General features: G+C 29.5%; 14 protein-coding genes and 3 tRNA genes. 11 read left to right on the top strand and 6 right to left on the bottom strand.

Going from position 1 to position 20,280, the window contains the following annotated elements:
• The first annotated feature begins 1 nt into the window (after position 1).
• From MC378_RS10605 to MC378_RS10570, 8 genes are all read left to right on the top strand, one after another.
• Positions 2–520, top strand: coding sequence for a DinB family protein (locus MC378_RS10605; RefSeq protein ID WP_242178743.1), 519 nt, complete (start codon positions 2–4; stop codon positions 518–520).
• On the top strand, positions 517–1,176 hold the full coding sequence (locus MC378_RS10600; RefSeq protein WP_242178742.1) for a pyridoxamine 5'-phosphate oxidase family protein: 660 nt from the start codon (positions 517–519) through the stop codon (positions 1,174–1,176). Before MC378_RS10605 ends, MC378_RS10600 begins: the two co-directional genes overlap by 4 nt.
• 48 nt (positions 1,177–1,224) lie before the next feature.
• Positions 1,225–2,508, top strand: a complete 1,284-nt coding sequence (locus tag MC378_RS10595) for a hypothetical protein (protein ID WP_242178741.1) — start codon at positions 1,225–1,227, stop codon at positions 2,506–2,508.
• On the top strand, positions 2,508–3,590 hold the full coding sequence (locus MC378_RS10590) for an AI-2E family transporter (protein WP_242178740.1): 1,083 nt from the start codon (positions 2,508–2,510) through the stop codon (positions 3,588–3,590). Before MC378_RS10595 ends, MC378_RS10590 begins: the two co-directional genes overlap by 1 nt.
• Positions 3,591–3,596: 6 nt before the next feature.
• A complete protein-coding gene (locus MC378_RS10585; RefSeq protein WP_242178739.1) occupies positions 3,597–4,772 on the top strand; it encodes a class I SAM-dependent methyltransferase in 1,176 nt (391 codons plus the stop codon).
• Between the two features lie 84 nt (positions 4,773–4,856).
• Positions 4,857–5,663 (top strand): formate dehydrogenase accessory sulfurtransferase FdhD, encoded by an 807-nt coding sequence (gene fdhD, locus MC378_RS10580; protein ID WP_242178738.1) that lies wholly within the window; start codon positions 4,857–4,859, stop codon positions 5,661–5,663.
• Positions 5,656–7,947 carry an FdhF/YdeP family oxidoreductase gene (locus MC378_RS10575; protein WP_242178737.1) on the top strand — a complete coding sequence of 764 codons (2,292 nt, stop codon included), beginning with the start codon at positions 5,656–5,658 and terminating at the stop codon, positions 7,945–7,947. The genes fdhD and MC378_RS10575 overlap by 8 nt, the downstream gene beginning before the upstream one ends.
• Positions 7,948–7,949: 2 nt before the next feature.
• Complete coding sequence (locus MC378_RS10570; protein WP_242178736.1) at positions 7,950–9,491, top strand: hypothetical protein; 1,542 nt, start codon at positions 7,950–7,952, stop codon at positions 9,489–9,491.
• Between the two features lie 18 nt (positions 9,492–9,509).
• On the opposite strand, the gene MC378_RS10565 is transcribed toward MC378_RS10570, so the two are convergent.
• Positions 9,510–10,880 carry a radical SAM protein gene (locus tag MC378_RS10565; protein WP_242178735.1) on the bottom strand — a complete coding sequence of 457 codons (1,371 nt, stop codon included), beginning with the start codon at positions 10,878–10,880 and terminating at the stop codon, positions 9,510–9,512.
• Between the two features lie 163 nt (positions 10,881–11,043).
• Here MC378_RS10565 and MC378_RS10560 point away from each other — a divergent pair, with 163 nt between their 5' ends.
• Entirely contained in the window at positions 11,044–14,193 is a 3,150-nt protein-coding gene (locus MC378_RS10560; RefSeq protein WP_242178734.1) for an endonuclease, read from the top strand.
• 201 nt (positions 14,194–14,394) lie between these two features.
• Here MC378_RS10560 and MC378_RS10555 read toward each other — a convergent pair.
• The 4 genes from MC378_RS10555 to MC378_RS10540 all read right to left on the bottom strand — a co-directional run bounded on the left by MC378_RS10555 (position 14,395) and on the right by MC378_RS10540 (position 16,840).
• Positions 14,395–14,468, bottom strand: a tRNA-Arg gene (locus MC378_RS10555).
• Between the two features lie 30 nt (positions 14,469–14,498).
• Positions 14,499–14,573, bottom strand: a tRNA-Pro gene (locus MC378_RS10550).
• A gap of 18 nt (positions 14,574–14,591) precedes the next feature.
• Positions 14,592–14,675, bottom strand: a tRNA-Ser gene (locus tag MC378_RS10545).
• Positions 14,676–14,776: 101 nt separating this feature from the next.
• Positions 14,777–16,840 (bottom strand): HD family phosphohydrolase, encoded by a 2,064-nt coding sequence (locus tag MC378_RS10540; protein ID WP_242178733.1) that lies wholly within the window; start codon positions 16,838–16,840, stop codon positions 14,777–14,779.
• A gap of 139 nt (positions 16,841–16,979) precedes the next feature.
• On the opposite strand from MC378_RS10540, the gene MC378_RS10535 reads away from it, so the two are divergent.
• A complete protein-coding gene (locus tag MC378_RS10535; RefSeq protein ID WP_242178732.1) occupies positions 16,980–18,155 on the top strand; it encodes an acetyl-CoA C-acyltransferase in 1,176 nt (391 codons plus the stop codon).
• 29 nt (positions 18,156–18,184) lie between these two features.
• A complete protein-coding gene (locus MC378_RS10530; RefSeq protein WP_242178731.1) occupies positions 18,185–18,955 on the top strand; it encodes a C40 family peptidase in 771 nt (256 codons plus the stop codon).
• A 54-nt stretch (positions 18,956–19,009) separates the two neighbouring features.
• Here MC378_RS10530 and MC378_RS10525 read toward each other — a convergent pair whose 3' ends face one another.
• On the bottom strand, positions 19,010–20,260 hold the full coding sequence (locus tag MC378_RS10525) for a tetratricopeptide repeat protein (protein ID WP_242178730.1): 1,251 nt from the start codon (positions 20,258–20,260) through the stop codon (positions 19,010–19,012).
• Positions 20,261–20,280 lie beyond the last annotated feature (20 nt).

Genomic DNA, 20,280 nt, shown 5'->3' with positions numbered 1-20,280 from the left:
AATGACAAAAAAAGATTTAAATCCTACAGAATACAACGAATATTACGCAAGGTATATCAATACAATTCCTGATGATACAACTTTAAAAAAGGGTTTTGAAGAGGATAAAAAAAGGGTTGTTGATTTCTTTTCTTCAATTCCAGAAGAAAAACTTAGCTACAGATATCAACCACAAAAATGGACTATTAAAGAATTGTTGCAACACATTATTGATACGGAACGTATTTTTATGTATCGTTTTCTACGGATTGTAAGAAAAGATAAAACTGCATTAACTGGTTTTGATCAAGATATTTATATAAAACCTTCTGGTGCAAATAATAAATCATTAGAAGAGTTGATACATGAATTTACAAGTACACGTCTATATTCCATCAACTTAATAAACAGTATTTCTAATGAAAATTTAATGAATTTAGGAACAGCAAGCGATACAACTATATCTGCAAGAGCTTGTGCTTTTATTCTTTTAGGTCATAGTATTTGGCATATAGAAATTATTAAAGAAAGATATTTATGAATGAATACGCTAAATCAAAAATAAATAGAGTAAAACGTGGACACAATAGAGCTACTTATGATGTAGAAAAAATAAACTCAATTTTAGATGCTGGTTTTTTATGTTATGTAGGTTATATTTATGAAGGAAATCCCATTACAATTCCAATGGCATATGCCAACAAAAATGATAAAGTTTATATTCATGGCTCTACTGCAAATAGAATGTTGTTATCTATTTTAGAAAGTAAAAAAACATCTATTACCATAACACATTTAGATGGCTTAGTATTGGCTCGTTCTGGATTACATCATTCCGTAAATTATAGATCTGCCACACTTTTTGGAAGTTTAAAAAAAATTGAAAATGATATAGAAAAAACTAAAATATTAGGCAGTATTGTAAATCAAATGATGCCCAATCAATGGGATTCTTTGCGCCCTATGTATCAAAAAGAATTGGACAGAACTTTAGTTCTTGAATTTACAATAGAAAAAGCTTCTGCAAAAATTAGAGATGTTGGTGTAATTGACGAACCCGAAGACTATAAATTACCTATTTGGGCGGGTGTTGTTCCTATAAAACAAGTAGCTGAATTTCCAATTTCCGACAAAGGAATACCATCTAAAATGGATATTCCAAAACACATTTTAGATTATTATGATCAAAACAAATAATGAATGATTAAAAAATGATAAATTAGCTACTTAATTTATCATTTTTTTATGAAAAAGTTTTTTAAAATATTAGGTGTTCTGTTACTCCTTTTCTTGCTATTTGTAGGTGTTTATTATTTTGTAAACAACGAACCATTACCAGAAGGAAAACAAGGTAAAGAAGCAGATGCGGTAGCAACTAAAATGTTAGGTGCATTAAATATTGATGCTTATAAAAACACTGAAATACTAGAATGGAACTTTAGAAATGAACATCATTATAAATGGATTAAAAGAACAAATACTGTTATTGTAAAATGGAATGAAAATACAGTTCGTTTATTTTTAGACAATCCACAAAGCAGTCTTGTAGAGTTTAAAGGTATTGAAGTTAAAGATCCAGATCCAAAAATAATTCAACAAGCACAAGACTTTTTTAATAACGATTCTTTTTGGTTAGTAGCTCCTTACAAAGTTTTTGATCCAGGAACAGAAAGACGTCTTGTAAAATATAATGAAAAAGATGCTTTACTAATTACTTACACTTCTGGTGGATCAACACCTGGAGATTCATATCTTTGGATTTTAGACGAAAACTATTTTCCTGTTTCTTTCAAAATGTGGACCTCAATAATTCCTATTGGCGGAATTTCTGCCACTTGGTCTGATTGGAAAAGAACCAAAACAGGAATACAATTACCTACAAAACACAAGCTTTCATTATTGGGAATGGAGTTAACCATGGGTGATGTAAAATCAGAAAACACCAAAGCAGATATTCTTGCTCATAATATTTTAAAAGCAATTAATCACGATGCTTATAAAAAAACACGCTTTATAGAATGGAGTTTTGGAGGACGTAGACATTTTAAATGGGACAAAGAAAAACACATCGTAGATGTTTCTTGGGACACAATTCGAGTAAATCTTTACCCTAATCAACTAGAAAAAAGCACTGTTTACTACAATGATAAGTTACAAAAAAATGCAAACCCTAAAATAGTAAAAACAGCTTGGGATATTTTTAATAATGATTCTTTTTGGTTAGTTGCTCCACATAAATTATTTGACAAGGGTACCATTAGAAGTCTTCAAAAACTAGACGGAAAAGATGCTTTATTAATAAAATATACAACAGGAGGAACAACTCCTGGAGATTCTTATCTTTGGTTATTAGATTCAACTTTTATTCCAAAGAGTTATAAAATGTTTGTTCCAAGTAAAAAAATGAATGGAGTTCCTGCTACTTGGGAAAATTGGATCATCACAGAAAGTGGAACTTTATTACCAACAAATCATATTTTATCTGGGGGACGAAACCTAAGTATGGGAACTGTAAAAGCATATAATTAATGAACTCAAAAATAATTGCAAACGGAATTTTACGAGCTATTGCTATTTTAATAGGAATAACGCTTTTTTTATACTTTTTACACAAAATAGAAACCGTATTAATTTACATTATTATTGCCTCTGTTATTGCTTTAATAGCCAGACCATTAATTCTATTTTTAAAAAGAAAGTTAAAATTCCCTGAAACCCTTTCTGTAATTACTACCATGGTGTTATTTATTGCTTTGCTTTTAGGTATTATTGGCATGTTTATTCCTTTAGTTGTAGAACAAGGAGAAAGTTTATCTCTATTACAATCCGATAAATTTCAAGCAGACATTCAAGATATTATAAGCCAAATAGATACTTATTTTAAAAGCAAAGGAATTAATTTATTAAGTGAATTAAAAAATGCAGATATCTTTTCTAATTTTCAAATAATTCCGAATATTTTAAATTCTATTGCGGGTGCATTTGGTACATTTAGTGTCGGACTTTTTTCTGTGCTTTTTATTACTTTTTTCTTTATGAAAGACAGTCAACTTTTTAAAAGAGGACTCATAACTTTAACTCCTAAAGGAACTGAAAAAAGACTATACAATTCTATTGAAAAAATTAACGATTTGTTATCTAGATACTTTATAGGATTAGTTTTACAAATACTTATTTTATTTATAATTTATACAATTGTTTTACTAATTTTTGAAATTTCTAACGCTGTTGTAATTGCTTTTTTATGTGCTCTTTTAAACATCATTCCTTATGTTGGTCCTTTAATAAGTGGGGTTCTAATGCTTATTTTGTCTATGACAAGTAATTTAGGACAAGACTTTCAAACAGAAATTTTACCAACAACAATTTATGTAATGATTGGTTTTGTAATTGCACAATTGGTTGATAACTTCTTTAGTCAACCTTATATTTTCTCAAAAACCACAAAATCTCATCCGTTAGAAATTTTCTTGATTATTATCATTGGCGGATTATTAATGGGAGCTGTAGGAATGATTATTGCGGTACCTACTTATACCGTTTTAAAAGTAATTCTAAAAGAATTTTTATCAGAAAATAAGATTGTAAAATCTTTAACTAAAAACATTTAATTCTTGTTGAATTATAAAATATTAAATACTAAAATTCAGCAATTTATTACTGAAAATTTAAAATCTGACATTACAAAATTGATTTTAAAAGGAAGTCCTTTTAAAGAAATTACAATCCAAGAACTTGCAAATCAAATTATAGCAAAACAAAAATCAGAAAGCAAATTACCTTCTTGGTTTGCTGCAAAAAACATTTATTACCCACCAAAAATTAGTATTGAACAAACCTCATCAGAAATTACGGCAAGCTATAAAAGCAAACTAATTTCAGGAGATTCAATCATAGATATTACTGGAGGTTTTGGAGTAGATTGTTTTTATTTTTCAAAACAGTTTAAAAAAGTTATTCATTCAGAAATCAATGAGGATTTATCGGATATCGTAAAACATAATTACCAACAATTAAAAATTAAAAATATCAGTACTTTTTCTGGTGATGGAATTGAGTATTTAAAAAAATCAAAAGAAATTTTTGATTGTATTTATATAGATCCTTCAAGAAGAAATGATATAAAAGGAAAAGTTTTTTTACTAAAAGATTGTTTGCCAAATGTACCAGAAAATATTGATTTTTTATTTAGCAAATCCAATCAAATTCTAATTAAAAACTCACCAATACTTGATATTACAAGTGCTATAAATGAATTAAAGTTTGTAAAAGAAATTTACATTATTGCCATTCAAAATGAAGTCAAAGAAGTTTTATTTCTGTTAGAGAAAGAATTTAAGAAAGAGGTTCAAATAAAAACGGTTAATATTCAAAAAAAAGGTTCTCAAAACTTTAATTTTAATATTAATGATAAAGTTTACTCTAATTATTCAGAGCCTCTTTCTTATTTATATGAACCAAATTCGGCTATTCTAAAATCAGGGGGATTTCATCAAATATCAAAACAATTAAACGTTTTTAAATTACATCAACATTCACATTTATATACTTCTAAAAACAATATTGATTTCCCTGGTAGAAAGTTTAAAATTGAAAGAGTAATTTCTTATGATAAGAAAAAAATAATCAACCTTTTACCCGAAAAAAAAGCAAACATAACTACAAGAAACTTTCCTAAAACAGTAGCACAAATACGAAAAGAAACAAAGATAAAAGAGGGAGGAAATTCATTTTTATTTTTTACAACTAACAATAACAATCAGTTAATTGTTATTTTAGGAACAAAAATTTAGTTCAAAAAAACTTTCTAAGCTTTTGTTTTTATACCCAACTACTTTTTCATTAAGTTTGTATAGAAAGCTTAACTTTCTTAGTTTATGCAAACTTTATCTTATCAAGGAATAAAAATCACACCTAAAAAACAAACATCTATTAATGATGCTTTGGTGGTAGAAGCTCCTTTGCAAATCAACATCAATAACAAAGCATATACTGTAGTTATGAGAACTCCAGATAATGATATTGAACTCTTAAGAGGGTTGCTTTTTGCAGAAGATATTTATAAAAATTTTCTGAATTTTGATACAGAAATAATTGAAAAAGAAAATGGAATTCCATTAATTATAAACGTTAGCATACCTAAAGTAAATTTAGGTAAAGGCTATTTAAATAAAAGAACATTATTATCTGTTTCATCTTGTGGAATCTGTGGGAAACAAGAATTAAAAGACCTAAAAGTGGAAGGAGCAAAATTAATTAAAATTCCTATTTTTTCATCTGAGGTTATACACAAAATGTTTGCTAAAATGAATTCTTTTCAAGAAACTTTTAAAGTTTCAGGAGGAAGTCATGCTGCCGCAATCTTTGATATAAAACAAAAGCTTTTAACTATAAAAGAAGATATTGGAAGACACAATGCTGTGGACAAAGCTGTAGGTGATTTATTGATAAAAAGAACCTTAAAAGAAGCTAATTTTTTATTAGTTAGCGGGCGCGTTTCTTATGAAATTGTAACCAAAGCATTTATTGCTAAAATTCCAATAATTGTGGCTGTATCTGCTTGTTCATCTTTAGCTGTAGATTTTGCAAAAGAATTCGGAATTTGCTTAATTGGTTTTACTAGAGAACACAAAATGACAATTTACTCAAACCCTACTTTTATAAAAAACTTAGAAAATGTCTAAAAAACATCACGCTCAACCACCAGAAAAACTAACAGGAATTCAATTAAAAGAAGTCCCTAAATCGGCTGTTGGAATTAAAGCAATTAAATCGGCTTTATCACATATAAAAGATGAAGTTGGAATTATAAAAGGGATTACTTTATTAAAAAATATAAATCAAAAAAACGGCTTTGATTGCCCGGGTTGCGCATGGCCAGATCCAGATGCTAAACGTGCTTTTTTAGCTGAATATTGTGAAAATGGCGCAAAAGCTATAGCTGAAGAAGCTACTAAAAATAAGGTTTCCCCTTTATTTTTTGCTACTCATACTATAGAAGAAATATCTAAATTATCAGATTATGAAATAGGAAAAAGTGGTAGAATTACACATCCCATGTATTTACCAGAAGGAAAAGATAATTATGAAGAAATTTCTTGGGAGGCTGCTTTTAAAATGATTGGTAAAGAATTAAACTCTTTAAATTCTCCAGACGAAGCTATTTTTTATACATCTGGAAGAACAAGCAATGAAGCTGCATTTTTATATCAATTATTTGTGCGTCAGTTTGGCACCAATAATTTACCAGATTGTTCAAATATGTGTCATGAATCTAGTGGTGTTGCACTTTCAGAGACATTAGGAATTGGTAAAGGCTCTGTTACTTTAGAGGATTTTAACCATGCGGATTTAGTAATTGTTATTGGTCAAAACCCAGGAACCAATCATCCAAGAATGTTAACTGCACTAAATGAAACAAAAACACATGGAGGAAAAATCGTAACAATAAATCCTTTACCAGAAGTAGGTTTGATCAATTATAAAGACCCACAAAATCCTTTAAAATGGATTGGAAAAGGACAGGATTTAACAGATGTCTTTTTACAAGTTAAAATTAATGGAGATGTTGCCTTATTAAAAATCATCTTAAAATTGATGAAAGAACAGGAAGATCTAAAACCTGGTTCTGTTTTTAATCATCAGTTTATCAAAGAAAAAACCGCAGGTATTGAGGATTTATTAATAGACTTAGAGAATTATTCTATAGATGATTTAATTCCTCAAACAGGTCTTTCATTAGATCAAATAAAAGAAGCCGCAAAACTCATCATCAATAATGAAAAAATTATCATTTGTTGGGCAATGGGTTTAACACAACATAAAAATGCTGTTGATAATATCCGAGAAATTGTAAACATTCTTCTTTTAAAAGGAAGTATTGGAAAAAAAGGTGCAGGAACTTGTCCGGTTCGTGGACATTCTAATGTTCAAGGTGATAGAACTATGGGTATTTGGGAAAAACCACCAACCTCTTTTTTAGACAGTTTAGAAAATGAGTTCAATTTTAAAGCCCCCAGAAAACATGGTTTTGATGTAGTTGAGGCAATTGAAGCAATGCACCAAAAAAAGGCAAAAGTTTTTTTTGGAATGGGAGGTAATTTTATTTCTGCTACACCAGACACCGAATTTACTGCAGATGCTTTACGAAACTGTAATTTAACCGTTCAAGTATCAACAAAATTAAATAGAAGCCATTTAATTACAGGTAAAAAAGCATTGATTTTGCCATGTTTAGGCCGTTCTGAAAAAGATTTACAAAGTTCTGGAGAACAGTTTATTACTGTAGAAAATTCTATGGGAGTTGTACATCAATCACATGGACATTTAGAGCCTTGTTCTAATAAATTATTAAGTGAACCAGCAATTGTAGCTGGTTTAGCAAATGCAACATTAAATAATGCTACCACAAAATGGTCCAAATTAGTTTCTAATTACGATTTTATTCGTGATAAGATTGAAGCAACTATTCCAGGATTTGAAAATTTTAATGAACGAGTAAGAGTTAAAGGTGGATTTTATTTACCAAACAATGCTCGTGAAAATAATTTTCAACCTACATCAACCGGTAAAGCTAATTTCACTCTAAATAAACCTTCAGAAATTAAGTTAGAAGATAATCAGTTTATGATGATGACTATTAGAACTCATGACCAATACAATACAACCATTTATGGTTTAAACGATAGATATCGTGGGGTTTTAAATGAAAGAAGAATTATTTTTATGAATGCTGATGACATGTATAATTTAGGCATTCAAAAATTAGATTTGGTAGATTTAACCAGTCATTTTAAAGGAGAAATAAGAGAAGCTAAAGGTTTTTTAGCTGTTCCTTATAAAATACCTAATCAATGTACAGCTACTTATTTTCCAGAAACAAATGTTTTAGTTCCTCTTAAGAGTAAAGCAGATATTAGTAATACACCAGCTTCTAAAACTGTTATTATTACCATTAAAAAAAGATAAAAATGAAAAAGTATATTGTTTTATTTTCAACCTTATTATTCAGTCAGTTATTGTTTTCTCAATCAGAGATTGTTCCAGAAAGGAGAACTCAAAAAACATTTGCTAAAATCGATTACCTCTCTATAGACCTACCATTAAACCCTTTAGGTTTGGATGATCCAAATATGGGGTTAACAGGAATTCATTATAATCTTTATATTAATGAATGGGCTTACACAGGTCTTGGAATTTATGGAGCCGTTAGTGGTAATAAAGGAGGATTCTTTACCTTGGGAATCAATGCGGGAATAAAAAAATATTTAAACAAGCAATTCTACATAGATACTGGATTCCATTTTGGTGGTGGTGGTGGTGCAAGTGCTCCTGATGGTGGTGGTGCATTTATCTTACCCCATGTAAATTTAGGATATCAGTTTGAAAATTTTTCAATAAATTCTGGGTGGAGTTATGTAAACTTTTTTGACAAAGGAAATATTAAAGGACATCAATTAAATGTTGGTTTAGAGATTCCTCTAGACTTTAATTATGCCGATTATTCTTCATCAGAAACAGAACTAGATATAAACTCGTTAAAGAAAACAAATTGGAATGTAAATTCTAAAAGAACCTCTTTAATGCTACATGTAAATAACTTAAAAATAAAAGGAAAATCTAAAGATACAAATGGTAAGAAATATAATGGGGAAACAATTCGTTTAGCTGGATTTGAACTTGCAAATTACATCAATAAAAATTGGTTTGCTTTCTTAAAGTTAGATGGTGCTTTTAGCGGAATTGATGCCGGATATATGGATGTGTTTTTAGGAGGTGGATATCACTTATCCATGAATAAAAACAGAACAAACCTTTTAGCTAAATTTGGTATTGGAGCTGGCGGAGGCGGTGGTGTGGATACAAAAGGTGGTTTTTTAATTTACCCAGATATCTCTATAGAACAAAAACTATTTAATAATATTTATCTTTCTATAAATAAAGGTTTTGTAATGAGTCCAGATTCCTATTTCTATACCTCTTCATTGGGTGCTGGAATAAAATATTATATAGATAGAAATGGGACAATTTCTGAATACGAAAATCACACTAAAGGCAAGATTAAAGGTTTTGAGTTTATTGTAAAACAAGATTTATATTTTAATGCAAAAAGAGATTTAAATCCTACAGAAAATTTACATCAAATATCTCTACAAATAAATGTAGATTTAAATAAAAACATATTTGCCGTAGGACAAACGTCTTTTGCTAATTTTGGAAATGCAGGTGCATATGCAGAAGGTTTAGTAGGTTTAGGTGTAAAAACAAAATATTATTTTAATACTTCTACTCGGTTTTTTGCCCAAATTATTGGAGGAGCTGCAGGTGGAGGAAATATAAGTACAGGACAAGGCTTAATTTTTAAACCAAGTTTAGGCTTTAACTATAAATTGAATAAACAATTAAGCATAAGAACAGCTGGTGGATATGTAAAAGCAAAGGGAGAAAATTTAAATAGTGCTTTTATTAATTTTGGAATTAATTATAGTCTCTCATTTTTAAACCTGAAGTAATTGTACTTTATATCATCATTAAATTTTAACATAATTGTCATGATCTTTAGAATCTTCATCTTTAACAAAATCAAACAACATAAAACTTCCATTTATACCTGTTAATTTAATTTTTTGAATTGTATTACCTAGTTCTGGATTCCAAGCAGTTTTAATTTTTATATGATTATAAGTAAAACCATAAATATAATCTCCTCTTCTTTTATTTTCAAATAAGACTGTTTTTTCTTCACCTAATTGGTTTTCATAAAAAGCATGAAGTTTCTTTTTAGATAGTTCTACAAGTTCTTTTTGTCTTTTCTTACGAATACTCTTAGAGACAGTCCCATCTTTTATACCAAATGCTTTTGTTTTAATTTTCTCTGAATATACAGTAGGAACGATATAAGAAATATTTGCTTTTGATAAAAAATCAACAGTTGCAGCAAAAAGTTTATCCGATTCTCCAGGAAAACCAACAATAATTTCAACAGTTATATAAGCATTAGGCATTATTTTATTAATATTTAAAAATAAGTCCTTATAAGGTTTAAGAGGAAAAGGGCGATTCATCATTTTTAATACTGCATCACTTCCACTATCCATCTTTATACTAAAATATGGAGCAAACCTGTTAGAATTTTTTATAAAATTTAACGTACTATCACTAAACATTGGTGTTGTAATAGATAAAAAAGAAAAGCGATGAATATCACCAATTTTATCTAATGCTTTCAGTAAATCAAAAAAACTGTGAGGGTGATTTAAATTTCCCTTTTCTCCTGTTCCAAAATCTCCAACATTATCACCAATTAAAACAATATCTTTAATTCCCTCATCTGCCATATTTTTAGCATTTGATAAAATATTATTTAAAGTATCACTTCGAGAATTCCCTTTTAATATTGGAACTTGACAATATGCACATTCATGATCGCAACCTTCTTGAATCTTTAATGAAATTGTAGTTGTCTCTCTAGAAATTTTAGATAAGAATCCTTTTTCTCTCGAATATTTTGAAAACCAAGCTAAAAAAAGATAAAACATTAGTGTAGCAAACATCTCTAAAGCTTCATAAAGTCCGATATATTCTGTAATAAAAAAATGATAAATGATTACCATTAACATTCCTACAGCGGCATATCTAGAAACAACTACAGAAACAATCTTTCTCCTAAAAAGTAAAATAGCTGCAACTAAGTTTGTTAAAGCAATTAACAAATAACCATAGATAACCCATTTAGGAGAATCATCGAACATCTCTCTAATGGTTTCCGGCAAAAAAGTTGACAAAAAATCTATTTGAAAAAACCTAACAATCCATAAAAGAATAAAGAAAGTACTAAAAATAATAGCAAAAATACTTCCTGTTTTAAAAGGACCTAGAGTTTTATTTTTGTAAGAAAACATAATTAAACGGGGGATTTAATTGACCAAATTACAAAATAAAGTCTAAGAAAAAGATTTATTCGTAAAATAAATACTAGAAAAATTATTTTGTTTAAACCAACCAAAAACATTAATCTAAAAAAAAAGCTATATTTAAGACCTCTTAATTATATAAAAAATTAGAATGAAGAAATTTTCCTCCCTCCTTTTTCTGTTGTTTACATTTACAGCGTTCACTCAAATTCCTAGTTATTACAATGATGTAAATCTTAATTTGACAGGTATTTCTTTAAAAAACGAATTAGCTGTTAAAATTACAAATACACATACAAATACTCTTAGCTATTCTAATATTTGGGAAGCAATAAAAATTACAGATTTAAACCCCAGTAACAACACTGAACTACTTCTTATGTATGGTTATGAAAATGGCTCTGACATGGACCCAGATAATGATAGAGAAAGAGGTATAAACGATACTTGTGGTCAAGGAGATTGCGAGGGACTTTGGAACAGAGAACACGTATTTGCAAATTCACTTGCCGATCCTGATCTTGATAATTCTGGGACAAGCGGATCTTATTCCGATGCACATAATTTAAGACCAGCAGATTCACATACAAACTCGTCAAGAGGAAACAAATTATTTGCAACCGGGACAGGAAATTCTGGATCGGTAACTAATGGATGGTATCCAGGAGATGAATGGAAAGGAGATGTTGCAAGAATTGCAATGTATATGTATTTAAGATATGGAAGTCAATGTTTACCTAATCATCTTGGAATAGGTAGTAATGCATCAACACCTGATGATATGATTGACTTATTTTTACAATGGAATGTTGATGATCCGGTATCTGATATCGAAAAACAACGAAATACATATCATAATAGTGCAGGAACATATGCACAAGGAAATAGAAACCCATTTATAGATAATCCTGCTTTTGCTACCCAAATATGGGGAGGTGCTCAAGCTCAAGATTTCTTTGTGGCAGGTTTTGATAGTGAAGCCCCTAGTATTCCAAATACTTTAAGTTCATCAAATATAACAGGGAGTTCATTTACTGTTTCATGGACCGCTTCAACAGACAACACATTAGTAACAGGATATAATGTTATTATAAATGACGTTATTGTAGGAACTACAACTACAAATAGTTATAATGCTACTGGTCTAACTTCTTCTGGTTCATACAATGTAAAAGTACAAGCCTATGATTCAAATTTAAACACTTCAGATTCTAGCTCATCATTTATAGTTCATACTAGTGCAGATGGAGACGCAACTTCAACAGATCTTTTTATCTCTGAATATATAGAAGGAACCTCTCATAATAAAGCCTTGGAAATTGCAAATTATACTGGAAGTTTAGTTAACTTAAACTTATATTCTATAAAGAAACAAACAGATGGCGATGGAGCATGGTCTAGTGGTTTAACTTTAACAGGAACTTTAATCAATGGAGATGTCTTTGTTGTTGCAAACAGTTCTGCTGATACAGCAATAACAGATATGGCAGATATAATAACCGGAGGTACACAAGTAACATTCAATGGAAATGATGTCATAGGTTTGTTTAAAAATGATGTCTTAATAGACATCATTGGAGTTTTTGATGAAGGAAGTGCTAATTTTGCTATAAATAAAACTTTACAAAGAAAATCTTCGGTAACCAATCCAAATACAATCTATACTGTATCAGAATGGAACATTCTTTCAACGGATACTTTTTCAGGAATTGGCACTCATTTTGTAACAGGAACAAATACTTTTTTAGGAATCACTGATAACAATTGGGACACACCTTCTAACTGGAGTTTTGGCGAGGTTCCTAATAATACTAATGTAATTATAAAAGCTGGTCAAACTGTAAATGCATCTGGAAATATAATTGTGGAAAATCTAACATTAGAATCTAACGCATCACTTACTGTTGGAAATAATATTACCAATTCAGGAACAATCATACTAAGCTCAGAATCTTCTTTGATTGCAAAAAACTCAACAAGTTTTGACTTGATGTATCAACGTTATTTAGCAACAACTAATTGGTATTTAGTTTCATCAACTGTTACTAATGAAACATTTCAAGATATAATTAGTGTAAATAATTTTGCAACTGGTATAAATGATAATATAGGTATTGGTGATTATATAAATACATCTTCTGAATGGACATATGCTACATCTGGTACAACAGGCACCTTATCAAGTGGTGATGGTCGTTCTGTAAAACTAGCTACCTCCGGAAATATTTCTTATTCCGGAACTATGCCTATGGGAGATAAAAGCATCTTAATTTCTGATGGAGGATTAGTAGGTAACAGTTTTAATCTTATCGGTAATCCTTACCCATCTTATCTTACGGTAAATCATACATCACCATCTGCTTTAAATAACATTTTAAGTGCTAATTCAGGAGTCTTAGCAGAACAAACAATTTGGTTTTGGAATCAAGCAGAGGAACAATACAAACAAGTAAATCAAGCAACTGCTATTATAGATGAAATAAGATACCTTCCACCTGGTCAAGGTTTTTTTGTAAAATCAAATGCAACTGGAGGAAACTTTGTTTTTCCTGAATCATTACAAAATCATCAAACTAACGATGTTTTTAGTAGAACAAATAATAATTTTGACAACTTCTCTCACATCAAATTAAAATTAAGCAATCAGACCTCAAATAGTAGTACTGATATTATTTACATGAACGGAGCTACTTTAGGATGGGATAATGGATTAGATGCCACAATCTTTAATGGTGTTAGTAATGGTTTTGTCATATACTCTCAACTTATTGAAAATAGTGAAGGTCAAAAATTAGGAATACAATCATTACCAAATAACCAATTTGACGAAGTTATTCCCATTGGTATTAATGCTATAAAAGATACTGAAATTAGTATTTCTTCAGAAACATTAAACCTTCCTGAAACACATCAAATTTATTTAGAAGATAGGTTAAATAACACTTACACTTTATTAGATCAAGAATCCATCTTCTCTACAAGGCTTTCAGAGGATATGATTGGGATAGGTAGGTTTTACTTACATACAACTACAAGTGTACTTTCTCTAAACAACAACCTTTTAGCAAATGTAAATATATATCCAAAAGATACTGAAACCCTAAAAATTACAGGCATCAATAGTGTTTTAACACACATTACATTATTTGATATAACGGGAAAACAAGTTTTTAAAACTTCTTTCATAGGAAATGGAAATAACACAATTAAACACAATAACCTTAAAGTAGGAGTATATATTGCTCAAATCAAAAACAGCGAGGGTGTACTTAACAGAAAAATAATTCTTAAAAATAGATAATTTAGAATCCCTCATACTCTAATGTTCTTTTTAACTTATGTTGTACCTAAGTAAAATAGTATGCCTAAAAGTGTGCCTAAAAAGTAGAATATCATTAATAAATTGATTGGTGTGATTATTTAGAAAAAAGTAGAATCCGTCTCTCTCCCTTAAAAAACCTATAAACAACAAAAAAGCCTCACATTTCTGTGAAGCTTTAAGTGAGCCCTGAAGGATTCGAACCTTCGACCGCCTCCTTAGAAGGGAGGTGCTCTATCCAGCTGAGCTAAGAGCCCGTAATTTTTAAGTTGTTACGACCAACTGTGTCGGGGTGGCAGGATTCGAACCTGCGACCTCCTCGTCCCAAACGAGGCGCGATGACCGGGCTACGCTACACCCCGAATTAAATAAAAAATTTGCGGAGAGACAGGGACTCGAACCCTGGCGACAGTCACCCGTCGACAGATTAGCAATCTGCTCCATTACCACTCTGGCACCTCTCCTTTATTTAGAACTTAATCACACTTGTTTAAAAATGCGAGTGCAAATGTAATATTACAATTACAATTTACCAAGTTCTTTTTTAATTTTTTTCTATTTTTTTTTACTCTGGATATTCTATGCGTAAATGATAGATATTCATAAGCTTTTTCTTTATTACTTTTTTTATGATTTCGATCTCTCTAAAAGTAATATCAGAGTTCAAAAATTGGTTTTCTCCTTTTTGTTTTTCTATGATTTTGTCTATTAAATCACTGATAGATTGTGCAGTAGGCCTTTTCAAACTTTTTGAGGCTGCTTCTGCTGAATCTGCCATCATTAAAATTGCTGTTTCTTTTGAAAATGGAATAGGTCCTTGGTATTGAAATTTCTTAATATCTACTTCTGCATCTGGATTTAATTCTTGCTCTTTTTTATAAAAGTAATAGGTAGTACTTGTTCCGTGATGGGTTCTTATAAAATCGATAATTCTATCGGGTAATTTATATTTTTTAGCCAACTCTACCCCTTTTATCACATGGTTAGTAATAATAGTAGCACTATCGCTTGGAGATAAATCGTTATGAGGGTTTACTCCAGTAGATTGATTTTCTGTAAAGTACATTGGATTTAACATTTTACCAATATCATGATATAAAGCTCCTGTTCTTACCAACATCGAATTTGCTCCTATTTCATTAGCTGCAGCTTCTGCTAAATTAGCCACTTGCATAGAATGTTGAAATGTTCCTGGTGCTTTTTCATTTAACTCTCTTAAAAGTTTCGTATTTGTGTTTGAAAGTTCTAAAAGAGTCACATCAGAAACCAAACCAAATATCTTTTCATACATATAAATGATAATTATAGATAAAAATGATAATAAACCATTAGCCGAAAAAAGCATAAAGTATGTCCAGTTTATTTGTGATGCGTTTCCTTCTCTAATAATAGAAAACGCAAAATATGTTATCATATAAATTAGAGTGATTTGCGCTACTGAAATAAATAAGTTTGCTCTTTTATAGAGTTCTGAAACAGTTAAAATTGTAACAATTCCCGCAATAATATGTAAATAAATAAACTCAAAACTATTTGGTACAATATAACCTAAAAGCAATACTGTTAAAACATGTGTAAACAATCCTAAACGGGCGTCAAAAAAAGCTTTTAAAATAATTGGCAATACACTTAAAGGAACAACATATAAATAATCTGAATTATATTTTATAACTAATGTCTGAATAAAAATCATTATAAAAACATTAAAAAAGATAAATGTAACCTTGTTGTTATTCTTATAAATTTCTATTCTATATTTCTTTAAAAATAAGAGCAACATCAATAAAGCTAATGAAACTAGTATTGTATATCCAAATACAATCCAATTATAATTAGAGTCTGTCCAGGTTTTAGATTCAGATTCACTTTTTAAAGAATTTAAAATTGCTAACTTTTTCCCTTCAACAATGTCTCCTTTTAAAATAATTAATTCTCCCGAAGCTACTTTTCCTTTGGTATAAGAAATATTATTTATTTCATTATCAATAACTTTATTTGTAAACTTATCATTATAAGAAACATTCGGTTTTATAATTCCTGTTAAAATATCTAAAACCACTTTCTGTCCGTATGAAAAAGGTTCTGATCCTAAATTATTTCTAATTATAGCTAAAACATCTTGAGTTTTTAAAATATTTCTAAAAAGTATATCTTGTACTTCATTATCTTTTTTTAAAGCAACTATTTCATCATTTCTAGAAACTCTTCTTTCACTTATCACTTCTAAAAAACCAACTCTGTAAACCTGATCTATAATATCCTCTCCAATCTTTTTAAAATCATTTATTTTCTTTTCAGATAAAGAGTCGTTAGGACGTAATAGATTTATTTGATTTAAAAAATTGCTTTTAACAACTATAGGTATAGCTGTATCATAATCAAAATACAATTTTGCGTTTACTTCAATTTCTTTTTTCTCAATCTTTATTTCTTCTTCAGTTTTCTGAATTGAAAAATCGAAAGTAGCAATTAAGTTATCATATTTCCATGGTTGCCCATTGCTAAAGTCATATTTAAACTGACTTCCTTTGGGAAACAAATACACAATAGCAACTGTAGTAATTAAAAATAAAATTACCTTGTAAATGATGGTATTATTTCTATATATTTTATTTACGAATTCACTCATTTATCTCTCTCTTGTTACCACAAACTTACAGCAAAATTATGACGCCAAAAAATTACAATTATAATTAGATTTCATTTTGATTTAAAATGGTTATTTTAGCCATCTAAAAATACAGTAAAAAGACTCAAAAATATATAGTATGAAAGACGTTGTTATTGTTTCGGTTGCAAGAACTCCTATAGGAAGTTTTATGGGAAGTTTATCTACAATTCCAGCTCCAAAATTAGGAGCTACTGCCATTAAAGGCGCTTTAGAAAAAATAAATTTAGCCCCAAACTTAGTCGAAGAAGTTTTTATGGGGAATGTAGTTTCTGCTGGCTTAGGACAAGCTCCTGCTAGACAAGCTGCAATATATGCTGGTATCCCAGATACTGTTCCTTGTACAACTGTTAACAAAGTTTGTGCTTCTGGTATGAAATCGATTATGTTAGCAGCTCAAAGCATTGCGTTAGGTGATGCAAGTATAGTTGTTGCTGGTGGAATGGAAAACATGAGTTCAATTCCACACTATCAACACGCAAGAAAAGGTTCTAAATTTGGACCGATTACTATGGAAGATGGTATCCAAAAAGATGGTTTGGTTGATGCTTACGAAAAAGTAGCAATGGGAGTTTGTGCAGATGAGTGTGCTACTGCATATGAATTTTCTAGAGAAGATCAAGATAATTTTGCTATTCAATCTTACAACAGATCTGCTAAAGCTTGGAGTGAAGGAAAATTTGATGATGAAATAGTACCTGTAGAAATTCCTCAAAGACGAGGAGAACCTATTATCTTTTCTGAAGACGAAGAGTTTAAGAATGTAAAAATGGAAAAAATTCCAACATTAAGAGCTGCTTTTACAAAAGACGGAACTGTTACAGCTGCAAATGCTTCTACAATAAATGATGGTGGAGCGGCATTAATTTTAATGTCTGCAGAAAAAGCAAAAGAATTAAATTTAACACCTATTGCTAAAATAAGAAGTTATGCAGATGCTGCTCAAGAACCAAAATGGTTTACTACTTCACCTGCCAAAGCATTACCTAAAGCTTTTGCTAAAGCAAATATTTCTATAGATGATGTAGATTATTTTGAATTAAATGAAGCTTTCTCTATTGTTGGTTTAGCTAATATGAAAATTTTAGGAATTACAGATGATAAAGTAAATGTAAATGGTGGTGCTGTTTCTCTAGGACATCCTTTAGGAGTTTCTGGAGCTAGAATTGTAATAACCTTAACATCTATTTTAAAACAAAATAATGCTAAAATTGGTGCTGCCGCAATTTGTAATGGTGGTGGTGGTGCTAGCGCAATTGTAATTGAAAGAATCTAATTTTAAAACTAAAAATTTAATATAGTTTTATGCTTTATGGTATTTGTAATTTAAGTATTGTTCCTTTAAGAGCAAAAGAGTTTGACACATCAGAAATGATAAGTCAAGTGCTTTTTGGCGAACATTTTACGATTATTGAAAAGCAAAAAAATTGGAGTAAAATAAAATTAACATTTGATGACTACGAAGGTTTTATAGACAACAAACAATATGTAGAAATTTCGGAAGCATGTTATCATCAAATATCTGATCATAAACAATTTTATTCTGGAGAAATTTTAGATTTTATTACAAATACAAAAGATGAATTAACAACCATTCCTTTAGGTTCTAATTTACCCCTTTACAATAACCAAAAACTAGAAATAAACTCGGAAACGTTTTTATACGAAGGAAATGTTTTATCAGAAAAAAAACCTAAAACAGACATTTTACAAATAGCTTTTACCTATTTAAATTCTCCTTTTTTATGGGGAGGAAAAACACCTTTTGGTATTGATTGTTCTGGTTTTACACAAATGGTATATAAACTTTGTGGCTACACCTTATTTAGAGATGCAAAACAACAAGCTACACAAGGTGAGGTTTTAAGTTTTATTGAAGAAAGTGAACCTGGAGATTTAGCTTTTTTTGATGATGAAGAAGGAATAATATCTCATGTTGGTATTGTCTTAAATGACTATAATATTATCCATGTACATGGAAAAGTTAGAATTGACACTTTAGATCACAGTGGTATTTTTAATGCCGATATACAAAAACACACTCATAAGCTTAGAGTTATAAAAAAAATGATTTAAAAAAAAACCGAAATCTAAAAAGATTTCGGTTTTTTTTATCTGAATTACAAAAGCTTACTCACCTTGTTCTTCTCTCAACTTTTTATAGATTGGTCTTAATTCATCTGATTTATCAAACATTTCTAATGTATCATACAAATTCATTAAATTTCTAACAGTATCTAAAGTTCTTTTTAAAGAATCTGCTTTTTCTAAAAAAGGCAAAGCTCTTTTACAAATATCTTTATTTTTATTTTCTAACTCTTCATACTTTTTAGCATTGTCTAAATTGTTATTCATTTCTTCTACCACAGCAATTCTTGCATTGGTAATTGTATAAGCTAAATTTAAATAAGCATCTCTATAATTAGGATCTAATTCAATAGCTTTTTTATAATACCCTATTGCTTTTTCTTCTAATTTTTGTTCAGCACTTGCAACTCCTAAATTAAAAAACAAAGTAGGGTTATTAGGATCTAACTTTATAGCTTCTTCAATTAATTCACCAAATTTATCCATTTGCTTTAAATCATTATAAATAAAAGCATGGGTTAAAATTAAATCAATATCATTTGGATTAGATTTTCTAGCATTTTCCATTGCAACTATAGCTTCATCTACTTTTCCTTGCTCTTTTAAAATCAAAGCAATGTTTTTCATAATCAATCCTCTTTTAGATTTATTAACAACATCTTTAGGATTTGAATATTCACCTGTTTTAACAAATAAATCTCTTTGAGTTTTTGTCCCCAAATTAACCTCTTCTCCTTTTTTATTTGTTGCACGGTATTCTATAGAAATACCTGTATAACCAAGTTTTTCTAACTCTTTATAATATGGTAAAGATGTTTCATAATCTTTCCCTTGAAAAGCTATCAACGCAGCATTTGCTAAGAATAGCGTATCTTTTTTATCTAACTGATATCTTAAATAAAATGTTTTTGATGCATTTTTATAATCTTTTTGTTCATAAAGAGCAAAAGCATTTTTTCTAATATCTTCTTTTAAATTAAACAACATTGGCTGAGCATCTTTAGAATATCTAGATTTCCCAATTTCTTTTTCATAACTAAATAAGTTATTAAATGATTCTGCGGCAATTTTTAAATCGCTTTTAGAATAAGCTTGTCCTTTTAAGAAATAAAATTTTGCTTTGTATTTTGCACCCATAGAAGCTTCCATAGCATCTAAAGGTTTTAAAACTGTAATTGCTGTTTTAAAATCTTGTTTTTTAATTGCTTTTTCGGCAGCTTTTAGTTCGTTTTTTTGTGCAAAAGTTGCTACAGATATCAATCCTAAAGCTAGCGCTAATATTTGTTTTTTCATTTTAATACGTATTATATTTG

The organism is Polaribacter marinus (genome assembly GCF_022662535.1).
Lineage (GTDB): Bacteria > Bacteroidota > Bacteroidia > Flavobacteriales > Flavobacteriaceae > Polaribacter > Polaribacter marinus.
Note: the sequence above shows the minus strand (reverse complement) of the source record. Positions and strands in the feature narration are given on the sequence as shown.

Excerpts from the sequence above, each read along its gene's own strand:
- MC378_RS10605 (WP_242178743.1), top strand. The coding sequence starts at position 2 with ATGACAAAAAAAGATTTAAATCCTACAGAATACAACGAATATTACGCA.
- MC378_RS10600 (WP_242178742.1), top strand. The coding sequence starts at position 517 with ATGAATGAATACGCTAAATCAAAAATAAATAGAGTAAAACGTGGACAC.
- MC378_RS10595 (WP_242178741.1), top strand. The coding sequence starts at position 1,225 with ATGAAAAAGTTTTTTAAAATATTAGGTGTTCTGTTACTCCTTTTCTTG.
- MC378_RS10590 (WP_242178740.1), top strand. The coding sequence starts at position 2,508 with ATGAACTCAAAAATAATTGCAAACGGAATTTTACGAGCTATTGCTATT.
- fdhD (WP_242178738.1), top strand. The coding sequence starts at position 4,857 with ATGCAAACTTTATCTTATCAAGGAATAAAAATCACACCTAAAAAACAA.
- MC378_RS10575 (WP_242178737.1), top strand. The coding sequence starts at position 5,656 with ATGTCTAAAAAACATCACGCTCAACCACCAGAAAAACTAACAGGAATT.
- MC378_RS10570 (WP_242178736.1), top strand. The coding sequence starts at position 7,950 with ATGAAAAAGTATATTGTTTTATTTTCAACCTTATTATTCAGTCAGTTA.
- MC378_RS10565 (WP_242178735.1), bottom strand. The coding sequence starts at position 10,880 with ATGTTTTCTTACAAAAATAAAACTCTAGGTCCTTTTAAAACAGGAAGT.
- MC378_RS10560 (WP_242178734.1), top strand. The coding sequence starts at position 11,044 with ATGAAGAAATTTTCCTCCCTCCTTTTTCTGTTGTTTACATTTACAGCG.
- MC378_RS10540 (WP_242178733.1), bottom strand. The coding sequence starts at position 16,840 with ATGAGTGAATTCGTAAATAAAATATATAGAAATAATACCATCATTTAC.
- MC378_RS10535 (WP_242178732.1), top strand. The coding sequence starts at position 16,980 with ATGAAAGACGTTGTTATTGTTTCGGTTGCAAGAACTCCTATAGGAAGT.
- MC378_RS10530 (WP_242178731.1), top strand. The coding sequence starts at position 18,185 with ATGCTTTATGGTATTTGTAATTTAAGTATTGTTCCTTTAAGAGCAAAA.
- MC378_RS10525 (WP_242178730.1), bottom strand. The coding sequence starts at position 20,260 with ATGAAAAAACAAATATTAGCGCTAGCTTTAGGATTGATATCTGTAGCA.